The organism is Lactobacillus helsingborgensis, assembly GCF_000970855.1.
Taxonomy (GTDB): Bacteria; Bacillota; Bacilli; order Lactobacillales; family Lactobacillaceae; genus Lactobacillus; species Lactobacillus helsingborgensis.
Genome location: NZ_KQ034055.1, coordinates 4,749 through 28,280 on the forward strand (window position 1 = coordinate 4,749; position 23,532 = coordinate 28,280).

20 protein-coding genes and 1 pseudogene are annotated in these 23,532 nt (G+C 30.6%); 16 read left to right on the forward strand and 5 right to left on the reverse strand.

All coding sequences use genetic code 11. The features are described 5' to 3' along the window. The 3 genes and pseudogenes from JF73_RS09740 to JF73_RS08735 form a co-directional block, all read right to left on the reverse strand. Positions 1–599, reverse strand: a pseudogene (locus tag JF73_RS09740) (helix-turn-helix domain-containing protein); the annotation flags it as partial. Between the two features lie 115 nt (positions 600–714). After that, positions 715–2,004: a mucin-binding protein gene (locus tag JF73_RS08730; protein WP_046325791.1), complete on the reverse strand. Its 1,290-nt coding sequence runs from the start codon at positions 2,002–2,004 to the stop codon at positions 715–717. Between the two features lie 491 nt (positions 2,005–2,495). Next, positions 2,496–5,168, reverse strand: coding sequence for a hypothetical protein (locus JF73_RS08735; protein ID WP_143444040.1), 2,673 nt, complete (start codon positions 5,166–5,168; stop codon positions 2,496–2,498). A gap of 249 nt (positions 5,169–5,417) precedes the next feature. Between JF73_RS08735 and JF73_RS08740 the strand changes: the two genes are divergently transcribed. From JF73_RS08740 to JF73_RS09390, 6 genes are all read left to right on the forward strand, one after another. Then, positions 5,418–6,167, forward strand: coding sequence for a hypothetical protein (locus tag JF73_RS08740; protein WP_046325793.1), 750 nt, complete (start codon positions 5,418–5,420; stop codon positions 6,165–6,167). A gap of 83 nt (positions 6,168–6,250) precedes the next feature. Further along, on the forward strand, positions 6,251–6,826 hold the full coding sequence (locus JF73_RS08745) for a hypothetical protein (RefSeq protein WP_046325794.1): 576 nt from the start codon (positions 6,251–6,253) through the stop codon (positions 6,824–6,826). Between the two features lie 262 nt (positions 6,827–7,088). Continuing rightward, entirely contained in the window at positions 7,089–7,946 is an 858-nt protein-coding gene (locus JF73_RS08750) for a hypothetical protein (RefSeq protein ID WP_143435142.1), read from the forward strand. Between the two features lie 159 nt (positions 7,947–8,105). After that, a complete protein-coding gene (locus tag JF73_RS08755) occupies positions 8,106–9,113 on the forward strand; it encodes a hypothetical protein (RefSeq protein ID WP_052727802.1) in 1,008 nt (335 codons plus the stop codon). Between the two features lie 24 nt (positions 9,114–9,137). Then, positions 9,138–10,631 (forward strand): hypothetical protein, encoded by a 1,494-nt coding sequence (locus JF73_RS08760; protein WP_046327887.1) that lies wholly within the window; start codon positions 9,138–9,140, stop codon positions 10,629–10,631. A gap of 11 nt (positions 10,632–10,642) precedes the next feature. Then, positions 10,643–12,280: a hypothetical protein gene (locus tag JF73_RS09390; protein ID WP_052727803.1), complete on the forward strand. Its 1,638-nt coding sequence runs from the start codon at positions 10,643–10,645 to the stop codon at positions 12,278–12,280. 22 nt (positions 12,281–12,302) lie between these two features. Here the strand turns inward: JF73_RS09390 and JF73_RS08770 are convergent, their stop codons facing one another. After that, positions 12,303–13,127 carry a site-specific integrase gene (locus JF73_RS08770; protein ID WP_046325804.1) on the reverse strand — a complete coding sequence of 275 codons (825 nt, stop codon included), beginning with the start codon at positions 13,125–13,127 and terminating at the stop codon, positions 12,303–12,305. A gap of 35 nt (positions 13,128–13,162) precedes the next feature. Here JF73_RS08770 and JF73_RS08775 point away from each other — a divergent pair, with 35 nt between their 5' ends. The 6 genes from JF73_RS08775 (at position 13,163) to JF73_RS08800 (ending at position 17,828) form a co-directional block, all read left to right on the forward strand. Next, positions 13,163–13,630: a hypothetical protein gene (locus JF73_RS08775; protein WP_046327888.1), complete on the forward strand. Its 468-nt coding sequence runs from the start codon at positions 13,163–13,165 to the stop codon at positions 13,628–13,630. A 109-nt stretch (positions 13,631–13,739) separates the two neighbouring features. After that, entirely contained in the window at positions 13,740–15,053 is a 1,314-nt protein-coding gene (locus JF73_RS08780; RefSeq protein WP_046325806.1) for a hypothetical protein, read from the forward strand. A gap of 92 nt (positions 15,054–15,145) precedes the next feature. Then, positions 15,146–15,493, forward strand: a complete 348-nt coding sequence (locus tag JF73_RS08785) for a helix-turn-helix transcriptional regulator (protein ID WP_046325807.1) — start codon at positions 15,146–15,148, stop codon at positions 15,491–15,493. Positions 15,494–15,496: 3 nt separating this feature from the next. Next, positions 15,497–15,889: a hypothetical protein gene (locus JF73_RS08790; RefSeq protein ID WP_046327889.1), complete on the forward strand. Its 393-nt coding sequence runs from the start codon at positions 15,497–15,499 to the stop codon at positions 15,887–15,889. A gap of 11 nt (positions 15,890–15,900) precedes the next feature. Beyond that, positions 15,901–16,269, forward strand: coding sequence for a hypothetical protein (locus JF73_RS08795; RefSeq protein WP_046327890.1), 369 nt, complete (start codon positions 15,901–15,903; stop codon positions 16,267–16,269). 98 nt (positions 16,270–16,367) lie between these two features. After that, positions 16,368–17,828 carry a type II toxin-antitoxin system HicB family antitoxin gene (locus JF73_RS08800; RefSeq protein WP_046327891.1) on the forward strand — a complete coding sequence of 487 codons (1,461 nt, stop codon included), beginning with the start codon at positions 16,368–16,370 and terminating at the stop codon, positions 17,826–17,828. Between the two features lie 75 nt (positions 17,829–17,903). Here JF73_RS08800 and JF73_RS08805 read toward each other — a convergent pair whose 3' ends face one another. Beyond that, positions 17,904–18,743 (reverse strand): C40 family peptidase, encoded by an 840-nt coding sequence (locus tag JF73_RS08805; RefSeq protein WP_052727804.1) that lies wholly within the window; start codon positions 18,741–18,743, stop codon positions 17,904–17,906. 740 nt (positions 18,744–19,483) lie between these two features. Here JF73_RS08805 and JF73_RS08810 point away from each other — a divergent pair. The 4 genes from JF73_RS08810 to secA are packed head-to-tail and all read left to right on the forward strand — an operon-like array spanning position 19,484 to position 23,530. After that, on the forward strand, positions 19,484–20,059 hold the full coding sequence (locus JF73_RS08810) for a hypothetical protein (RefSeq protein WP_046325811.1): 576 nt from the start codon (positions 19,484–19,486) through the stop codon (positions 20,057–20,059). Continuing rightward, positions 20,046–20,861 (forward strand): preprotein translocase subunit SecG, encoded by an 816-nt coding sequence (locus JF73_RS08815; RefSeq protein WP_046325812.1) that lies wholly within the window; start codon positions 20,046–20,048, stop codon positions 20,859–20,861. The genes JF73_RS08810 and JF73_RS08815 overlap by 14 nt, the downstream gene beginning before the upstream one ends. A 12-nt stretch (positions 20,862–20,873) precedes the next feature. Further along, positions 20,874–21,035 carry a hypothetical protein gene (locus tag JF73_RS09750; protein WP_167334252.1) on the forward strand — a complete coding sequence of 54 codons (162 nt, stop codon included), beginning with the start codon at positions 20,874–20,876 and terminating at the stop codon, positions 21,033–21,035. Positions 21,036–21,073: 38 nt separating this feature from the next. Beyond that, positions 21,074–23,530, forward strand: a complete 2,457-nt coding sequence (gene secA, locus JF73_RS08820; RefSeq protein WP_046325813.1) for a preprotein translocase subunit SecA — start codon at positions 21,074–21,076, stop codon at positions 23,528–23,530. Positions 23,531–23,532 lie beyond the last annotated feature (2 nt).

The following is a 23,532-nucleotide window of genomic DNA, read 5'->3' on the forward strand; positions in this document are numbered from 1 at the left end:
GGCAGATTGGGATTGGCATTAATGGCATCAAGAATAAAAGTTACGCTGACTTTAAGCTCGCGCCTTAGTTGGGTAACTGCCTGGGCTATTTCCGCGGCTTGCGGTTCTTGGTCCGCTGGTCGACTAAGACGCTCAATTTTTTTACGAATTCGTTCTCGATTTTCAGCTTCAAGTTCTGCTGGCGTAAGCGTTCGTTCTCTTGCTTGAGTCGATGATTTTCCTGTTTGATCAGCTGTTCTCTTTTGGTCATGGGGCGGTCGTCCTCTCTGCTTGTTAACGATATTATACCCATTTTTACGGTATTCGCGCAGCCAGTTGTACAACATGCCACTACTTTTTAAGCCCAAGTCAATAGACACTCGACGGGCAGGCTCATGTTCAACTATGATTCGCCTAAGGGCCTGCTCCTTAAAATTACTTGTATAAGCAGTGAAAGGCTGATCTAAAACAGCTAGACCGTGACGGCTAATTAAAGCTAACAAGTAATTAATATTAGTCTTGCCAACCCGATAACGCTGACTTAGCTCAGCAGGGCTGATTTGATAATCGTGCCAAAGATGATAGATTTCAACTTTATCTTGTTTAGATAATTTAGACATAAAAATGACCCCCAAATTTGTCCTAAATTTGGGGGTCATATCATGACAAGTGCCTTTTTATTTTTTTGGAATTTATAAGTAGTATTTGAAATGGGAAAAGAAGTAAATTTTTATCTTATATTTTTTTCTTAAATTCTGACAAATAGCCTATAGCAGCAGTGAAAAGCAGAGCTAGTCCAGATCCTAATAAAGAAGTTGAAAATTTTGTATTACCTGTTTGTGGTAATACATTTTCTGAATTATCATCCAATCCAGTATTGGTTGAAGAAGTATTGTCGTAATTATTAGTGCTATTGTTTTTAGCATCCCTGGAAGAACTGCCGTCATTTGACTTGTTTTCTGAATCGTTGCTATTATTTTTATCTGTCTTATCATTACCGGTTATAGCTGAAGAATTTTGACTATTTTCTTTGCCGTTAGTTTCTTTTCCTGGTACATATACAACATCGACTATTTCATCCTGAACCATGTATTGAGGCAGTCCATTATCTAGTATTGCATGTACGTATGGTTTATCAGATAACCACATATATTGACCGGACAGAGTTTTAAAATTTCTATTTTGTAATTTGTAGCCATTAATTTTTGGAGATGCTACATCTTTAAGTCTATATGCTGGTGTACTTAAGATATGTGTGTTTTGAGTGGTAATATTTCCAGCAGTGTCACGTATTACATTAACAATGGCGACTTTTTGATTCTTAGTTTCATTTTGTTCTTTTGGTGTAAGACTTGAGGATGCTACAGTTTCATATTTAACTGACTCAACAACAGAAGTGGCCAATTTGTTTCCAATTCCGTCTACATAGTTAATAGTTCTTGTCAAGGTCTTTACGTTTAATACGGTATAGCCGGCTACAGGAACAGCATTTTGTAATGAATTGTCTGTTTGACTGTTATCTTTTGTATAAACAACATTGATAACTTCATCTTGTGCTAAGTTTGTATAGAATCCCGTTTTAGGATCCGTTGTCTGTGTTCCATCTAAAGACCAGCCTTGTTCAGGTATATTTTTAAATTTGTTATCTTTAAGTTGGAATCCTCGAATAGTAGGAGATGTTACAGCAGTGAATTTAGGTATAACATTTATAGGACTGCCATTAACAATTGCGAAAGCTCTTTTGTCAGAACCGTTTTTAGCAGAAAAAATTTCCCCAGTGTGTCTTTCGATAACGTCAGGCGCTACTAATTTACCATTTTCATCAATAAAATGAATAGTACGTGTTATAGTTTTAGCCTTATCAACAGCAGTCCAATTTCCAGTGTCGATACCATTTTGCTGAGAGGTGACAGTTTCATCAGCGTGCATTACTTGTGTATAGTTATTAATAGTGCCGGCACAAATTAGGGTCACTCCCATAGCGGTGCTGGTGCGTAAAAAAATTTTTCTTGTTTTTGATTGCATATTGTTGTTTCCTCTCAAAAATTATAAATTATAGTTTTTACAAATTAATGATAAAAGGAAATTGAAAATAAGAATTGATAATTCATAATTACCAAAAACCTAAAAAGTTTTGCAAGATTAAGGTTTGTATTTATGTTAATAGAGGTAGCAGCAAGTATAATAATCAATGAATTTAAAAATATATTTCAATGTTAAAAATAATACAATAATATATAAAGATACCATTGTATACTTGACAAAAAGGCCGTAATTTTAAAGCTTATTTAAGTTTTTTAAGATTAGATAAAATGAAATAACTTCGAACTTTTTTGATGAATAAAATAATAATTGAATGATATAATACGCGAGTAGATTGTAGAAATACTATAAATTAACTAGTGTAAATTAAGCAAGATATACTCCAGTTATTTATTAGTATAAAAATTAATGTGTGAAAGATAATTCTACAATCTTCAGCCCTAGGCTTTGCCTAGGGTTTTTCTTTTATTCTTTTAAATTTCTAACTTAGGTAAAGTTAACTTAGTTCTAGCATTAGGAGTAATTGCATTTAGTCCATATACATGATTAAAAATATTTTCCGATAAAATAGGGCGGTTATTTATACATTGGGTATTATCCCAATAGTCTAAATGAGAAATTAAAGGCAACGAATATTGTCCTTTCGGCCAGCGACTAAGTAATAATTTGAATAAACCGAGCGGCACTTCTGATAGTCGTAGTTGATCTATGAATTCTTTTTTATTTAATCTAATTGCTAATTTATGTAAATTAGCATAACTCCGAGGCTTACTGCCAATAGACCACTTTAAAGGCTTAACAAAATTATGACCATAGTCAGGATATTGCTTCAACGCTGCCTTGTTGACAGCGCCAATTTTAAAATAGTTATATATATCAAGATCAAACTGTAATGTGAGCCATCTTAGTTCACGATGAAGTTGTACATTGTTGTTTATTGACGTTCTTGGTTGAACAAGGACCGGAATAGTTGGATTCCATGTTGATGTCCATTTATATAATTTTCTGTATTGATTAAGAGTGATAGCTGTTACGGGTCGCTCACGTGTTGGATAAAGAATCATTGGAGGACAGACATTTGAATCCTTTTTGGTGCTGTAAATTTGTTCATATGTCTTGATAATGGTGTCTAAGCTATGTTCATCCCCAGCAATAATTGGCTGATAGAATTCCTTACGTTCTAACTTATGTTTTATTTTTAATCGTCCCAAAAAAGGAGAAAAAGAAGAAGTGTTAATGTAGCGCCAAATACCATTTCCTTGAGAATTTTTCTTGTACTCAATTTTTAAATCGTTAAGAGAGCTATTCAATAGTTCTTGGTTTTGCAAGATTGTCTTAAACTCATTAGAGGGCTTGAAAGAGACATTCCATTCGGTATTTTCACTAAGTTGACAAATGTACTGGTTAATTGAATTTAAGTAGTCCAGGGAGTAGTTGCTACCCAAAATAAACTGACTAATGTCTATATGTGCTTCGGAAACACCTGTTAGAGCTATTTTTAAGTTATTTGCTTGTTTGTACATTTGATAAAGAAAAAATTTTTTTTCTTTTGTATCCTTTAAAAATGACATTAGGAATTTACTACTAAGTGATCCTAATTTACGTCCAATATTAGTGTATTTAGGCATCCTTTTTGAATACAAAGAGCCATCTGTAATTGCCATAACCAATAAAACATCCCTCTGGGGATGATCTAGCGCATAACTAATATAGTTCAGTATTTTCTGTATTTGAGTATCATTACCTTCTGTTCTATTATCCAGTTCAATAAAAATTTCTTGGCGTCGATCATGTCTTGTAAAGCTAATTACTTGATCTGCAACAAAAGTGTATTGGTGATAATTATACTGGTTTTTAAAACTACTAAAATCGAACTTATTTATATTTATTTGAGGATTACTAATTAAATTAAGATTTCGCCCAATATTATCTATTTTTGCTAATGGGTATCGATAGCTATTTTGTTGGACACTGCAGGATTGGCCAGCTGAATATAGCAAATTATAACTACTAATCGAGGTAATCAATTTATACCTTGTTTTTTTATTTTTTGAGAGTTTAGAAATATTTTCATTACTACTAATTTGGCTCTTATTTTGTAATGTGTGGTTATTAGTATGACATTTACATACTTCAACATAGTTCAGCTTAGTTTCATTTTGATTTATTTGTGTCTCTTTTCCGTTATTGTCATACATTTTCCGATTATTTTCGGCTTTTGATATACAGTTTTGTTTTGGTTCATTTGAAGAAAGAATAAAATCTAGAAACTTTTGCCCATTATTTTCGTATTTTAACTTGTAGGTGTTACTAATTTGTTTTTTACTTTTTTCGGTTTTATCTTTAATTGCTATATTTGCATTTATAGTATTTCGATCAAAATTATTTTTGAGTAAATCATTAGCTTCTTCATGGGACAAATTAATATTGTTTTTTAGCTTTGATAGAAGAGTATTATTTATACCTCCATCTATTAAAGAGTCGAGCAAGATTTTCATTGATAAAGAAATTAAAGTATTCGTATCAGTAACATCTATATTTGATAAAATCTCATAATACTTTGTTAACCATTCTTGTTCTCTAAATGTCAGTGTGCTGTTCATTTTGTTTCTGGTTTGTATCTCTGGTTCTCTTTTCTGGATTAAAGAATGGGCTCGATCATTCTGAATATAGTTCTCTGAAATTTGTTGTTTTAAAAGCTTCTGGTAGCGTGTCTGGTAATTAATTTCTGGATTAATTACTTTGATGGAGCTATCTGGATCAATTAATAGAGCGGATATATCATCAAAAAGAAAATAATTATTAGGAGTAGCATATAAAGAGCATTTAAAAGTCGCTGCATAAATGGCTTGAACTACAACTTCAATAGATTGCAAATTATGACTATTAACACTCACATTAGAATCTGAACTTAAAGAGATGCCTTGTGTTTTTAGAAAGGAGCGGCAACCCTTGGTTGGTATGTAAACTGGTATTGTAATTGCTGATAATGAATTAGTCTTAGGCATTCTATGTTTAAGGAGTAATCCAGAAAATTGGCACCATTTAGCTAAAATAGAACGTGATAATTGTGCAGGATAACGCCGTATTACTGAATAGAGCATATTCAGCTGTTGCAATGATACAAAACCTAAATCACAAATCATGTGTAGCAGAGTTAAGTCATTTTGGTTTAAAGATATAGATCCTTTGTATCTTTGAGAATTGTAAATATACGTAATAATCGCCTTGTCTAATTTGAAATATATATAAAAGTATCACTTAGAGAAAATAATTTGGAGGTTTTTCCAAAAGGCCAGTAATACAAGAGATTATGACTTAAATAAAGAAGATAAAAATTAATTACCAGCAGTTAGTTACTGCAATTAATTTTTGTAATTAAGAAAGAAAAGTAAATGGACAAAAAGAGTGTAAGACAAACATTAATAGATATAGCTTATAAAATGACGCATTACAAAAACTACCATGCTTTTAGAAGAACTTGTACGATCGCACAAATAATATTGAAAGTAGGAATAATATTTGGAATTTTAGGGATGTTCCCGGAACTCACGATTAAGATATTGTCTTTAAACATTTCAAGTATGTGTTTGTTTTTGTATATAATTTGTAATTATTGGAATAATGCTAAAAGTCATCAAATGAAAAAAGATTCTGATGAGGCTGTACAAAAGTTTTACTTTTTTTCTGATGCTAAATGCGGATCTGAAACTTGGCATTTATATGATGGAGATTATGATGTAAACAAAAAGTCTCTTGAAGTAAGTTTTGTGAAAGAAAGAAGTTTTATTAATAACTTTTTTAGGTTAATTCGAAAAAAGCAAGGACTGCTACCTTTGCGCTTTGACGACCTAAAAGCTTTAAGGTATTTGTTGCTTCAACAAAAAAGCAAGAACGGCTATTTAGTCTATGCAACTTTATCTAGTAATGAGGTTATCAATCTATCTAAAGGTGGCATACATTTAAAGGAAATACCGATAAAAAAAAGAAACAAGCCAGGTAGATGGGATTATGCAGTTGCTACAGCAAAATTAAGTAATGCTTTATGGAATTATCCGAGAAATTTCAAGGCTTATTTGATGGAGTACGGTCATAAAGAAAATAAGGGCAATTCAACTATGATAAAAGAATCCAAAAAATTATGATTTTACAGGAATAATTCTGAAAACTAAAAGGATCGTTGATAAAATTAATAGTGTCAATAAAAGAAAATGAAAAGGAGTTTAATATGAGAATTACGTTCTTTGTTAATGATGGGATTTTTACTACAGAAAAGTTTTCTAGTACAAAAGAAGCATTAGACTATTTAACTACTGATATTTCGGAAGTGCTGGTACATGATCTTCCATCAGACGATATTAAAAGTGCAGCAATTATTATTCCAAATGCTGAGGTTTCTATAATTCCAACTGATGGAGAAAATAGATCAAAACTAAATATTGATCCTAAAACTAATTGGAACGAAAAAGATAATCATATGCGTTCATCATGGTTTAATGAAGCCTTAGCTAGACAATATGATTTAGATTCACCAGACAGACTTGTTGAGAATATTGATGGAGAAAAAATATGTCAGGGGTTTATGTCACCCGAAGAAATTCTGCATAGTTTGTTTAAAGAGTCTGATGAGTTGGATAGAGAGAAGCAGTTAATCAAAGACCATCGTGCAAGAATAAAAGGTGGCAAATCTGCACAAGCTTATTTTGAAAAAAATATTGAAAGATTGTATGGTGATCCTGATTGGAAGGACTTTCGAAAAAATTATGACAAGAAAGATAATAGCCATCAAATAGAAGATGTATAATGATAAAGTAAACTATATCAAATTTCATGATGCACAGATTAAAACTGTGGAATTTCTAAATAGAAATTAAAGATAGTTTATTTCAGATAGCTTCAAATGAGGCATGAATAATTAGCAAATGTTGATCTTAAAGGTCAAACGAAATGAGCAAAATAGTAAGTAAAAAGGGAACATTGAGCAATTTCAATGTTCCCTTTTTTATACGGGAAGGTTGTGATTACAAGGAAAACGACAGAAGAAAAATTAATTAGGGAAATAGAAAATGAGGAAAGGTATTATGCAAAACAAGGTAAAAATACTTGCAGTAAATTTAGAAAATGAAAATTTAGCTGATGTACTAAAAAGATGCAGTAACTCAGTTTATGAAATTGATTCAGATCTATTAGAAAAAAGAACAGAGAGCTATACTACTAAAGGACTATCTAGTATTACTTTAATTGGAAATTTATCAAAAAATCCAAAGCCAATGGTTGACCCAATCAAGGTCAAAGAAGAAAAGGTTGATAGCAAAAAAGAAGATTATGTAAATAATAAGAATTACATTTATTTATCAGAGTTTTGCTATGAAACCAATGTATACTGGGACAAACAAGAAGGGCAGCGTCATGCTATTAACAACTATATAAATTTGATTTTTTGTACTCGAGGAGCTAAGTATGCGATTAAACATTATCGGCAAGGGGATGGATTGATAGTTAATGGCTATCTAAGAAGTAATTTAGAGGTTAATCCTCTTGATAAAACCAGAAAAATTAATGTTCAATATATGGTTGTTACCAGCTTTTCAGCTAATCCCGGAACACATATACGAAAACAAATTGAAGATAAGTTTTTTAATGAAAAGTTTGAAACTAAGTATCAAACAGTTAAGGAAGTTTTAAATGACAGGAGCATATCAAGAGAACAACAAGACAAATTGCTTATTGCGTTAGCAAGAAAAGAATATTGTTTGAGTGATGAGCAAAAAAATAATTCTGAAGTTAAAAATAATAATAGTGAAAAGAAAAAGAATCAAAATACAATTGAAGAAGAAGTTAATTCGGACAAAAATGTTGAAACAAGCAAAATTACTGTTGTAAATGATAGTTTACTAAGTAGAGCATTTGAAGATGAATTTTGAAAAAATGTGAATAGAAAGTAAAAAGGCAAGTCACTTTTTTGTGGCTTGCTTTTTTTGTATATGGATTAACTTCAATTTTATAGTTTCTGGAAGAAATAAATAAAAAAAACAAATTGAAATTATGATTGGTTTGTCAATCAGTAGGAGAAAGTAGGTCTAATGTTGATTAGAGGACAAAAATTTGATATTGCTTCTATACATAAAAAAGAGAGTGAAAGCCTTGTAAATTATTATGCCAGTGATAATCCATTCTTAAGTGAAGGAATAGAATATTATGCAATAGTTTTTAAAGAGTTTTTATATAATCACGCTGATCCTCAATTCTTTTTAATGAATTTAGACAAGCAAAATAACATTTTAAAAAAAGAAATGGATAAATTTCAAATGGCAATGCAGTTCTCTTTTAACAAAGGCCATAAAACTGGATTCCTTATCTTATTAAAGAATACAAAAGATAATCATGTATATGATGCAGATTATTTTTCGAACCCTAATTCACTTAGTAATTTTTTATATTCAATTGATAAAAGCTTTGGAGATACGGTTATAAGTAAAAATCTTAATAGAGATGCAAATACAAGCTTGATTAACTTTACTTTGCAGAATTTTGTTGAAGGTCGTAAGGAAGTCGAGAAATTAAGTAGAATTTTTTTTAAAAAAGGGATAGCAGTAGCCTTTGAGCAAATTAGAGACAATATTATGCATACCGATTATCAGATCACTGGCTACTCTAGAATGCTTTCTGTTCCTTATAATCAAGATTTTATTGTTACACCAGCATTTAAAGGAACTTTCTGTTTTGAAACTCCTAATTTTGAAGAATGGGATATTTTTTGGGACGCAACCTATGATATTAGTTATTCAAATACATTGGTTGCAAAAGTTCTTGTTCATAGTTTAACGATGGCCCAAATAAAAAAATATTCACAAATTAATGCAAGTGCTTATAAAATGCTTCAATCCGTTTTAAGAATAAATAATTATAGAGAAGAAGATTTAATTTTTGTAGTTGAAATCAATTTTGCACTCATTAATCCAGCTGATACATCTAGACTTTTAAGAAAAGCTGAATACCAAGCTCTGAGGGTAGCTATTGCTAATACAATTAGCCGTAAATTACAAAAATATCATGTAGATGAACAGCACATTCTTCTAGTTCATTCATAACACGAAAAAGAAAGGAATGTTTGAATGAGTTTTACTATATTGTTAGGAATGGATGATGAAACTGCAGATATATTTAGACCAGGTTTAATAAAATATTCAAGTTCACTAGAAGTCATAGAAAAAAACGTTTCAATTTTTCATAATGCTAAGCAAGCTATTAAATTAATTAATCCTTTACCTGACATATTTTTAGTTTCGGCTAATCATATTAGGTTTGATTCAAATAAATACCAAGAAGAGCTTTTAAAAGGGTTGTTAGATATTAAGATGGACGAAATTACTAGTGAGGTCCGTTTGGCTGTCCAAATTGATGCTGAACCTAAAGATCCATTTTTAAGTTCATTAGCACTAATTCAAATTCAAGACATTTTTTGTGGCACTGATCAAAATCCGGCTGGTTTTAATATGGCTAAATTGGCAAAGCAGCTATCAGTCAAAGCAAATATTAGAAATATCCAAAGTTTTTTGACTTTTGGAGGTTTAAAGATCGGTAGTCAATTACCTCAAGACGATATTCTAATGGGGCGTATTAAACAACTAGAAAAAATAGTTAAAATTTTGACAAAAGAAAAAAATTTTTTACAGTCAAAGTTGGATATAAATAGTATTCCCCAAAAAAACTATGATGAAATACTAGCTAAATTAAGAGAAATCAAAAACTGTAAAATAACAGATCAAGCAATAAAAGATTTATTCGAAAAACTCGTAAAAATAAGTCAAAATAAGCAGGATGATTTGGATCATATATCCGCTCTGAATACAAAGTTAAATAATTCTATTATTGACCTAAATTCAGAAATAGAACAGTTAGAAACTAATATGCAGGAAAAGCAGGGACAAGAAAAAAAAATACTTAACAATCAAAGAATTTCTAAAACAATGGTAATTCCGCAAAGAAAGAAAATCAAAAAAAGTAAGTGGTTTCTACTTATACCCGCTGTATTAATTTTGACACCCGGTCCAGTCTTATTAAATAAAATTTATAGTGACTTAAATCAAAGACAGCAAAAGAGTGAAAAGCCGATATTTTCAAGACTAATAAGTTTAGGTAACTATGAAAAAGCGGCTCAATATTATCCAAAAAAAATTATCAAAATTGAAGATCTAATGCTAAAAGATAAAAGAATTCAAGACAAGTATAAAATGATCCAAAAAATACTCAAGTACTCGAAAAATGATGTAATTAGATTGGACTATGAATATTTCCAGGGAAATTATCGAGGAGCAGTACATATTTATGAAAAGTCGTCAATTCCCCAGCTAACTAAATTGACTAATACAAGAAGGATAATGGTCGCTTATTCCTTAATGAAAACAGGATCAATTAAAGAGGCTAAAGATATAGCTGAACCATTAAATAATCAACAATTAAACAAACGAATTATAGCGTATTCAAAATTTTTAAACGCAAATAAAATTTTAAATAATAAAATTCAAAATGGGGACTTAACACAAAAAGAAAGAACAAAGGCTAAACAGCAAATCAAAAAAAATCAAAAAGCAATGGAAAAAATTTAAAGGAGCTATAAATGAGACCAAGAAATAAAGAAAAAGAACTAAGAAAAGATGATGCTAGGATAAAGCTAAATAAAATTCATAAACCAACCGCTAAGCCAATTTTAGACACAAAAAAGCGTGCTTTTAGCCAACCAAAGGCTCATATTCCGGATAGAAAGATTAAAAACAAAAAAGATAAATCAAGTTCATCAAAAAGTGCCAAAATAAGCTTGGGCATAGGAGCCACTACAATTATAGGGGGCACGGCATTTGCCATTGTTCACAATGCAGAATCAGATCCAAGTACTCATCCAACAACAAAAAATGTAAATGACAGCAGTTTAAACTTCAAAGCTGAGAAGGACAGTGAACGCAAGAATAACAGTCATTTACCTGAACGAAAAAGTAAAAAAAAGGAGGCCCAAAATACCCTAGAAACATTTTTGGGGAGTAATAATAAAAAAACAAATTCCTCAAATAGTAAAGGCCAGACTATAGATTCTGTAACCAAAAGTTTTAGCAAAGCGACGCCTAAAAGTAATAAAGAATTAGATAAGCTTTCTCATGAAGCAAATGCGAGCATGAAAAGCGCAGCGGAATTGGGAAAAAATATGGATTTGAAAAATAAAAAAAATGGAAGGAAAAAACAAACTAATTTGTCAGATAATCTACAGAAGAATACACCACAAAAATTAGAAAGCCTAAACAGTAAGTCTAATGTTAATGGCAATAAATTAAATGAAGCTACTATGGGAAACAATCTAATAGGCACAAGCTTGGATGGAAATAATGAAAAAAATAAGTTGGTAGGTCCAAAACCTAATAAAACAACAAATATCTCACATCAAGGAGCAGGCCAACTAGTGAAGCCAAATAAGCCAGCTAAACCAGATACAGATAAGCCGACTAAACCAGGAATAAGCAAGCCAGATACAGATAAGCCGGCTAAACCAGGAACAAGCAAGCCAGAAGAACCGAGCGCCGATACACCAGCAACGCCAACAGATAATCCAACTGAACCAGGTATGGATACACCAGCAACGCCAACAGATAATCCAACTGAACCAGGTATGGATACACCGGCAACGCCAACAGATGATAGTCCAAATGAGCCAGGTACGGATACGCCAGCAACGCCGACAGATAGTCCAACTGAGCTAAACAAAGATCCCTCCATACCACCATCCGATAATCAAATTGGTTCTAATTCCAATATTATCGCTGAATATCCTTTTCAAGAAATACCAAATGGTAGTACTAAAACAGTTCCCTGCACCACAGGTGATGGAAAAATTGAAGGATATGCACTGCTAGAGAAAAATAATAATATAGTTACCGTCAAAAATATACCTGAAGGATTCAAGCTGGCAGATTTAGATGAGGAAGGAAAGTCAAAACAATTATTACAATGGCCAGATCAGATAATGGTAGTAAGAGATGAAAATGCCATGAGTTTTCCAATATTTGGTATTCCAGATGGCACAAAAAAGTTTGTGACGTTTGAAGATGGTTATGGAAGAGACCTGGGCAAAGGTATATTATCAAAAAGTAATGGAAAAGTTCTAATTGATGGCATTCCTGATGGGTATGAGCTGTCAGATTTGGTTAATGGGCAATCGCAGCAACTATGGCAATGGCCAGATACTGTGTATCTTATTTCATATAACTAAACATTGTAAAAACGTAGTAGGTCTATCTACTACGTTTTTTTACATCATAAGGAATTAACTTGTAATTGGCAACGCACCATTTATAATAGGCTAAAGATTTTTGGTTGATATTCAAAATATTTAAAAGATCGGTGTCCGTTAAAGTTTTCTTTGAAACTATTGATAAAATATAGCTCTGACGTAATTGTCGTAATGTTAACGGTATATCTAACTTTTTCTTATCCTTTCTAACTTGAAACATGATAGTTTCAATATTTTTAATTTTATTGTGTTTTTTCCCATTCAATATTTGGGGACTTTCGGTTTTTTCGAAATTTAAATGGTGAACAAAAAAATTATGCAAGTCCTTATTATTAATTTTATCAGCAATGTCATGCCAAGAAACTAGCAATAACTCTTCTGGAGTATAGTTTAAAGAAATCAACGTTAAAACCTTTATAGTCTCAGGTTTTAAATCATATTTCAAAAAAGTAGGAATATATCTCATCCAATTTATAATAACGGTCTTTGTTTTATTTATACTTTTACCTTTGAAACTATATAAAGGATATGCATCAATGTAACGTTCAGCCGTCAAGTATCTAAAATATTTTCTCATATAGCTTAATAGCCTATTAAAAGTACTAGCGCTAAACCTTTTTGAACACTTAATTCGCTGAAGATATTTAGAAATATCATAAGAAGTTACTTTCTTTATGTCTGGATTATTACTAGACATTTCTTCTTTGTAAAAAGACCAGAAAGAAGTAATAGTTGAATTGATTTGGCTTACAGATTTTTTGTTTAAAGCTTGCTGATTACAATAATTAATAAAAATATCTTGATAGGGAAATAAATTAGTAGTCATAAATATTACCTTAAAAATGAAAAGAGTTGATTAATATGGCACAGATCGTAATTTTTTCAGGAAAAATTCTTGAAAAAAGTAAACTATGCAGATCTAAAAAAGGAAGTATATATATTAAGATTATCTTACAAGAAGTAAGTAATAATAACAATAATAAAATTCCAATTATTCTATATAAAGAAGAAGCATTAAAGGCTGATAGCGAATTTAATACTGAAGAGTATGTAATTATTGAATGCGTAATAGTGGCACATAACAATATACAGAAAAATAAAAATTGGTACAATCTAACAATTTATGGTACTAAAATTTTAAATTTTAATAATAATAAAATTGATATTGATAATTTATCAAATCAAGAAAAAGTCGTATGCATAAGAAAAAGAATTCAAAATATTCTCCAAAGTACTCAAAATAACAAAAAGGGAACAACAAATACTATACTGAATAATGCTGATATGAATGAAATTAAGAAACAAAAAAAGCACCCAAATAAGACCTAACAACTTGAAAAAAACTTCGTCTCCAAAAAATAATTCAGGGTTGGATTTTAGTTTTTTTGATGACGATGATAGTACTTTTAGGTACATTTAATGATTGGAGAGTAAGCATATGCTTGCAAAAAACGTAGGAATGACAATTAATGACTTGGCAAGAAAGTTAGGGCTAGATTTTTTAAAACTAAAATTACCGATAAATCGACTTAAGACGAGAAATATAGGGGTAGATTTAGATCAAAAACAAGTTAATATCCTAATTCGCTATTTTAGTAAAGAGGCTATAGTACCGGAACCTGTTTGTAAATTTATCATAAACCAATTTGAACAGTATCATAAAGTTGTATCGTCAGAAGAAGTTGCAAAAGAAAATTTATTGAGTAAAAGAGATTTTAGAGATTTTGTTAAAGGATTAAATAAAAACGAAAAATTTATTTTCCTAAAAGATAATATTTTTGCAAAGACAGAGTTTGATGCAATCAAGAAAACAAAAATCAAAAAACTCGTATCACTATTTTTAAAAAGTAAAATCAGTAAAAATATTTATACTTCAGCATTTGTGCATACTTTCGATTCCAAAACAAAGCAGAAAGTAAGAGCTAAAATAAATATTCACTTACTTGAAGGTATTAGAACTAAAACATGGATGCAAGGGCAAGTAGTAGGTTTTTATAATTTAAAACATCAAGATACACTGCCAATTGTTGCACTTTATAATGGCAATATTGAGGTAGTCGATGCAGTAAAACATGATCCTCGAAATAGAAAACCTTTTACGTTTATTCCACGACAAAAAGGAAAAAAGCAGCCTGTAATATGGGCTTTTAATATAAACAAATTAGTTAATTCAGCAAGTGATCATAAAAAGAAAGAATGTTCAAGCCAAGACCATCGGTTGTTCCACTTTATTAATATGTTAATGGAGACGTTAAATGACAACAAAATATCTTGCGAGTTTACAAATGGCGGAAGTCCTAGGGATCCTTATATAAAAATAGTGAGTGATAGCGTAACTTTTGACATAAATAAGTTTAATGTAAGTGAAACTGACACAAAAAAAGAAAAAGAATCAAAGATTAAAACATATGGCATCCCGAACTTAGTAAATACAGAAGAGGATATATATTTTTTTACTTCCAAAAAATATATATTTGTCAAAAAGAATTTTCGTGAAAATAAAGCAATAGTGGTATCAAATAGTGTAAAAATACAAGCTGGTTGGTTACCAAAAAAAGATATAAAAATAATGAAGGGATTACAAGAAATAGAGGGTTTGACAGGGATACCTGTTGATATTTTAGTTGGGGAACTATTGACGCAATGGTATGAAGCTATATCAGCTTCATATAAATTAGAGGTCGGTTGCAGTGGTTCTAACCAGGAGATATTGTCTTATTGGCTACGACAGGGAGAAGAGGAAGAAAAGTAAATATATTTTTTGCCTTAATGTGTTCAAAATAAGGAACGGTTTTGTTCATTTAATTAACACAAGTGTATAATTATCAATAAGTGAGGTGTGAAATGAAGAGTGATATGGATAAGGCTAAAAAATTTCTGAAAAATAGAAAAATAACATACAAGCAAATAGCCTTAAAAACAGAAATCAGCGAAAGTACAATAAGAAAATATGGAATGAAAAAAAGCTCATTACAAGATGGTAAATGGGAGAATATTAACAAGTTAGCTCGTCTATATGACGATAGCGTTATTGCTAATAATCTTGGAAGCCTAAATAATTGGAATTATTTTAAAAAATGGGTAAATGAAAACATTCCAGATGATAGAATCGGGAAAACTATAAAGGAAATTATTCTAAAAGATAAAAAAGTTATAGTTGAAATCATAGCGAATTTAACGAATGAGGCGTAACTAATGACAACTGATGTTAAAAATATTAAATCTGATTCGCAAGAAATAATAGCAGGAGACAGAAACTTAGACAGATGGATTGTGTATTTATCTGATTTCTTACAAACAGAAAAAAGTCAATTAATTGCTCTGCATAAATTGCAAAATGATAAGAATGATGGAAAAACAAAATGGCAGCTAAGTGATACAGGGATTGATGTAGCCAAAGAGAAAAAAATAGATGATATTATTTATGAATTGTTTAGGAGTTCCATTTCTTTAGAGCAATTAAAGCAACATGGCTTAAGTTTTAAACGTCAAGATTTTGATGCATTATTATATATGCCTCCAGATAATTTGATGTTGCTTGAATATATGGATGATAAATACTTAAAATGCTGTAGTTTTGACGCATAAAGAGGATATCTGTGGATCAATATATTATTTTAAATAAAAGCATGTTAGACGATGTAACTATAGCTATAAATGATTATCTTGCATTACTATCAAATTTAAATGATATCATTCTATATTCTAATTTCATTTTGACCTTAAAAGAGAAGCTAGAAAAAGGTGCAATGTTTAAAGTTCACGCTATAAATAGTGACGTTGAATGTATAATAGGTAACCAGAAATATATAATTGAATATGAAAGCGATAAGAAAATTATACTAAGTATTTTTGTATTCATAGAGAAAACCTTTGAAAGCGTTAGGAAAAATCTAGCTCTTAATTATAACGATAGTGTTAAACCTGAAAATTATTTACTCAGTATTTTGAATAAATTAGAGATTTGAAAAGCTTGTTTAATTAAGTTCCTCATCTAAGATTATCATTGAGAAACCAATATTCAAAAGGAAGTTAACGAATTAAGTATAAGAAGAGATGAATAAATATGAACCAATTAAACCCAAAAATTCAGAAATTAATTGAAAAAAAGCAGAAAAAAATTTATCAGATAAGTAATCTGTTAATACAGACTGCAACTATAACGACTTTCTTGTATGGTATCTTTAACAATTTTTGCCCAATAACTCGTGCTTTTGCTCAACCTGAAGCATCAATTTCCATTACTCATCCGATTCTTATAATATTCATAACATTTTTATTAATTACGGGAATTACAGGAACATTAATTTCATGTAAAGCGCCGAAAGAAATTTTATGTAAATTCAAGGACGAAATTTATTTAGCATTAAAAGAAAATTCAGGAAATATCAAAAGTAAAACCCCAATTCCTTATTTTGATAATATTATGATTCGTGCTAAACAACTTTACGATAAGAAACATTATTTAAAATGTAAAAAAGTTTCTTATATTGTGTTTGAAGTCTTATTTTTTATTTGTTTTGTTTACTCAAACCCCAATCTTTCTGAAAAGTTTATTATTCTGGTAGTAATTTACTTGATAACTTTAATGCTTTTGTGTTGTAAGGTAAATACTATTGTAATGAGTTGGATATTAAAGACAGAAGATTCCCCCCAAAAAAAACATCAAATGATAGAAATTATAAGGAGAGTTGCTATGAACGGAAATGACTCAGAAGAAATAAATCAAAAGTTAATGAAAAAGCAAAAAGAATATGGGTTATTAGGTGAACTGATAGAGAGATTCACTACTATTTTCGCATTATCTCTAAATACGTTTCTTATTTTAGCAAATTCCTCATTAATTAAAGAGCAATATAGATACTTTATTACTTTTATTTTATCGTTCATTTTATTGTTTATATCTACTTTCCTATATACTTATGGAATGGCGTTTAAGGAGATTTCAAACTATAGTTTTGATGATTTGCTGAAAATTACAGAGCAAGGGGCGGTACAAAAAGCTTTTTATAGGTTCGTTATTATTTTTATTGGTGCGCTTCTTTTAAGTTGGGTTATCTCATGTATTTTTGTAAACCATCCCAATTTTCTTACCTTTTCTCTTTTTATTTTAGCTTTTTCTTTTCTTATGGCTATTGTGCCAATATCTACATTAAAATCTGTAAAACTAAGTTTAGTAGATCAACTACTAAAAGGAGACAGGTGCTTTCTTAAGATTTTAAAAAAATGTTTTGATATTGAAGAAAATAAAGGAGTATTAGAAAATACTTATTTTTTATATCCAGCTATAATCACTGAAAAGCAAGACAAGATAAATAAGTATTATATAACCTTTCCAGACATTCCAGATAAGAACGTAAGTGGACACGGAAATAGTGAAACAGAGGCGTTTATGAATGCTAAAGGAAATTTAGAAAAATATTTAATTTCCGCTAATAATAAACCAAAGCCTAGCTCTTTAAAACAGATTAAAAATCAAAATCCAGGGAAAAGTGTGATTTTTGTATTTGCTCAATTAACTAAATAACAAAAAAGAAGATAAATCCAATTTGTAAAATTAATGATCTATCTTCTTTTTTGATGTTACTTCGAAAGTAAATGATTATTGAGTATTTAATTTTCCAATAAATGAAGGTTTAAAATAATTGGAGACATTTTCAATTTCAACATTTGCTCCAGGATGAGACGCTGCGACAAATTGTCCATTTCCGATATAAATAGCTACATGGTAGGTGTTGCCGTGATCTCCCCAAAATAATAGGTCACCAGGATTTGCTTTATTGATTACATCTGAAATATCATAAACATTGCTAGTAGAAACGTAATTTTCTTGTTCGGTTGTAGTGCGCCCTAATGTAATACCACAACTATTGTATACATTTTGAATTAATCCGGAGCAATCAAAACCCTCAGTGGAATTACCACCCCAAACATAAGGAATACCTAGTTGGGCATATTTAATGGCTAGATTAACAGCTTGAGTAGCTTGTGAGTGAACTGTAGAAACAGTATTTTTGTTCTTGTCTATTAAGTTAGAATTTGAAATCTGTTCAGAAGGTTGTTGTAAATTTAATTCTTGGCCAATTAATATGATACTTTGCCAGTTTAGATTATTCCATTTTAAAACTTCTTCAGTTTTTAAGCCATATTTATTAGCTATTTCTGAAACATTATCACCCGGTTTAACTGTGTATTTTTCTGATTTTGGTACGCTGATTTTTGAACTAACATGTAATGTAGTATCTTCATTTAAGTTATCAGATTTTTTTAATTGTTTAACCGATGGATACTTTTGAACCCCTTCGCTGGGCGATTCACTCTTTTTAACTGTCACAGTGGCAGCCTGTACTACAGGGGAAGTAAGTAATTGCGAAACTAAACCACCACTGGTCAGAGCAAAAGCTAGATTAAAAGAACTATGCGCTTTTCTATATGATTTCATTTATTATTCCTTTCTGATTATCTATAAATTATTAAACAGCTTTGTAGAAAAGCAACAGTCATCAAGAACGCTTTTGATAACTGTTGCTTTTTCATCTAAAAAAGAGAATGGATAGTATTTGATTTAAGAAAACAGTTTGATAATTAACATAATCATTAATGTTAGAGCGACACTTTTGGACTCACCTTGATTATTGTCTGTTTATAGCAGTTATTGCAAATAGCAGTCTCAAACAGAAATAGTAGAAGTCGGTATTAGTCATACTAAAAATAAAATATTGTCGATTAAATTTTTTAAAACCGTGATGTAAGCCGGGCTATTTTGACTTTTAAAAGACTGTACCATAGTATTTCTATATACCACAGTGTATGAGTAAAGTATGTCAGAAATTAGTTTGAATAGATTATGACAATAATTACAGACAGTTTAATTTTTCATCTTGCTAATACGGAGAAAATCATAGGTACTTTTGTTATTTTTAAATAAAGAACAAACAATTTAGATGAAAGGTACTAAAAATTTAAAAATCAAGCAGACCTACTTTCTTTTTGTATCCGCTAATCATTATGGAACAATACAAAATAAATATAATGAATTCTTAAATAACACGAAAATGAATGAATTTTGTTTAAAAATAAAAAATCCCCACAGTTTTTATAAATATTTATAGGATATTAAAGACAATTTAACTGGAAGATTAATTTTGAAGTTAAGTGCTAAAGAATGTGAGAAAGTTGACCATGTCGGGAGATAAACAAGATTCAATACAAAATAGCGTGTTTGTGCTAAAAAATGAATTACTTAGATATTCAGAAAAATTAATTAATAGTGATTCTGATAATAAAAGTAATATAGCCGATGTTATATATGACGTGATGTTGAAGATGGGCCAACAAGAAAACAATGAAGATGATATAAAAGAACTACGAAAAGTATTTCAAGCTGTACCTTTGAGGTACCATGTGCAGGTGCTTAGATCGTTCATAGATAGTTACTATATCAAAAATCAGCTTGGAACAACCGTTATAGCTGGTAATGCCAAAAGTGATGAAATAGTAAATGAGTTAATGGCCACAACCAACAATTTTTATTTAGAGAAAAACAAAATCTTATCGCCATTTGAAGTCCTATACCTGACAATTCAGGCATATCTTGAACCTAACACCTTAAAAAATGTCAAACGTAGGGAACAGGCTTCCCTTTTATTCGGTGATATAAAATTTCAAAAACGAATTTTAAATGACTATCTTGAAGAATATGAGAGTAAATTTGACAGTAAATTTGGAGAGGAAAGTACTGCTAATGAAGAAATCTAGATTAATCCTCATATTGATAGTCACTACTTTTTTCTTGTCAGCATGTGATTTAAATTTAGCAAAGCCTCTGTCTAATAAAAAAGCAACTCAAGAATTCAATAAAAACACTATTTGCTTAATGAATGTTCATCGATACAATCTAGCAAAAAAAGGCTTGAAAACGAAGGAGTCTAAAGGCTTTACCAAATATTTTGATAAGAAGGTTGTTTTCGAAAAAGGAAAAGTTGAAAAATCAAGTAACTTTCTAAAAAAATCTAACAAATATAGTTCATATTCCAAAGATATTTATAGATTCAATAGAGCAGTTTTAGCCTATATTAAATCAGTACAGCTTGATAAGTTGAATGAAGTAGATAAAAAAAAGCAAAAAAGCCTTTATCACAATGCAACATTGGCTGCTATTAAAGCAAAGCGTGATTTAGAATATTCGTCAGAAAATCAGAAGCTAAATGAAGAAATTAAAGGGTACGTATCATCAATTGCAAGCTATGACAATTTTGTAAAAAAAAGCAAAGTTTATAAAATGAATAAGCCAAACCATAGTATCGCTTCTAAAACTAAAAATACTCAAACTAGACAAGTAGACATTAGTTTAGGTCCAGGAATAATCCTCTTGATAATAACAGTTCTGTTAATTACCACTATATTTTTGCAACCAAATAAATCAGAAGATAATGGGTATGCTTTGATTGATAATTCGCAGCATCCCAGTCTTAGAGGGTACGATCTATTAGTTAACCGTAGTACAGCAATATTAATAGTTATGTTGGTAATAATTTTGCTGATTTTAAATAGGAAATAGGGAGGGTAATGAATGAGTTATCTATCTAGAGTTTTTAAAACACTCAAAATAGCAATTTGGGAGAAATTAACAATTGCGGTAAAAGTTGCAGTGATACAAATTGGCGTTTTAGTAGTTTTAGCATTCCTATATATATTATTGGATTTAATAGTTATGAGATTTATAGTGAGATAAGAGCGTTGACTAAAATGAGGGATGAAATATAACTAGAAATGAGTTTACGAGCATTAATAGAAAATAATAGGTCAAAGATAAAGAAACTGCAGAAATTAGTTGAAAAAATCGAAATATTATCTGGCCAGTACTCGCAACTGAGTGATAATCAATTACAAACAGAAACGGATAGGTTTAAAACACTTTATGCTAACGGAACAAGTCTTGATCAATTATTACCTGAAGCCTTTGCAGCTATAAGAGAAGCTGATAAGCGCGTCTTAGGTATTTATCCTTACCCTGTGCAGTTAATGGGAGGTATAGTTCTTCATCAGGGAAACCTAGCAGAAATGAAAACTGGAGAAGGCAAGACGATAACTGAGACTATGCCTACTTATTTAAATGCACTTGCTGGAAAGGGAGTTCACGTAGTAACTGTGAACGATTATTTATCAAAAAGAGACTTTGAAGAAATGAGTTCAGTTTTCACTTTTATGGGATTAACTGTTGGGCAAAATGGAAATGATATGTCAATTGAATTAAAGCAGAAAGCCTATAACTGTGACATAACATATTCTACTAATGATGCTTTGGCTTTTGATTATTTGAGAGACAATATGGCTCTATTTAAAGCCAATCAAGTCCAAAGACATTTAAATTATGTAATTGTTGATGAAATAGATTCAATCTTAATAGACGAAGCAAGGACACCGTTAATCATAGCTGGTGATGCAAAAAGCTATAAAACTATGTATAAACAGGCTGACGAGTTGGCCAAACGAATGACAAAAGAAGATTATGAAATTGATCGAGAAACTAAGACTGTCACTCTAAAGCGTTCAGGTATTTTAAAAGCAAATAATGCTTTAGGATTAAAAAATGTCTACGGTAAAGATTCTTATGTATTAGCTCACTATCTTGATGTAGCTATGAAAGCTAATTATACAATGGATAAAGATAAGGACTATATCGTTAAAGATGGTCAAGTATTAATTGTAGATACATTCACTGGTCGCGTAATGGAAGGTAGGCGGTTTTCCGATGGACTCCATCAGGCACTAGAAGCGAAAGAAAATTTAACAATCAATGATGCTAATAAAACAGAAGCAACAATAACTTATCAGAATTATTTTAAATTATATAAAAAATTAGCTGGAATGACAGGGACTGCTGCAACTGAAAGCCAGGAATTTTATGAAACATTTGGGATGCAAGTAATTTCTATACCAACAAATAGACCAAATATTAGAAAAGATATGAATGATGAGCTTTATCCAACCGAAAAATCAAAGTTTAGAGCTGTGGTTAAAAAAATAGAAAAGGTACACGCAAGCGGTCAACCAATTCTAGTAGGAACGGCATCAGTTGAACATTCAGAGTTGATTTCAAATTTGTTATCTAGTAAAAACATTCCACATACAATGCTTAATGCTAAAAATAATGAAAAAGAAGCCGAGGTTATAGCAATGGCTGGACAGCTTGGCGCTGTGACTATAGCTACTAATATGGCTGGTAGAGGTACAGATATTAAATTGGGACCTGGGGTAGAACAACTCGGAGGGTTATTTGTCTTGGGAACCGAAAAACATGAGTCAAGAAGAATTGATGAGCAGCTGAGAGGAAGAGCAGCAAGACAAGGCAATCCAGGAATTACTGTTTTCTATATGTCGTTAGAAGATGAGGTGGTAACTAGATTTGGTGGAAAACAAGCAGAAAAAATCAAAAAAAAATGCATTAGCAATAATACAGAAATGCAGTCAATAAAAAGTAATAGGATAATTGATAGAACAATAGAAGAGGCTCAGAAACGAGTTGAAGGAAATAATTTTGATCAGCGTAAAGAAACATTAAGATACGATGATGTATTGAATGAGCAAAGAAAAGATTTTTATAACGAACGTCAGAAAATTATTGACTACAAAGGCGATCTGACTTCTTTCATTATAGGAATGCTAGCTAGAACAATAATAAGAGTAGTTGATAAATTCTACCTAGATTTTGAACATGCTAATTATAGAGGCCTAGTTACATACGTAAGAGAAAGCTTAAATTTAGACCTTGATCCTGAGGGGACCCTTGAAGAATTCAAATTAGCAGATAAACGGGGCGAAAAAATTAAGCGCAATCTTAAAGAAAAAATTGAAAAAAACAAGAGGTTCCATCGAATAAGTTTAAGCAGACTTAAAACATTTAGTAAAAAAGAGTTGAGAGAATATATTTTTTCACAAGTCAAAAAAGAAGTTAATGATAAAAAATCATTATTAGTTGATGAGAGAAGCTTAAATGATTTTGAGCGAATAATAATGTTAAGACAATTTGACTACAATTGGAAAAGTCATATTTATGAAATAGAGCAATTGCGTGAAGCAGTGACTCTACGTGGATATGGCCAATATAATCCATTAGTTGAATATCAAAAAATGGCTCATACTTTGTATCAGCAAATGGTTAATAACATAGAAAAAGACGTTAGCGAGTTTTTCTTAACGGCTGAAATAAGAGAAAGTGTTCAATAAGA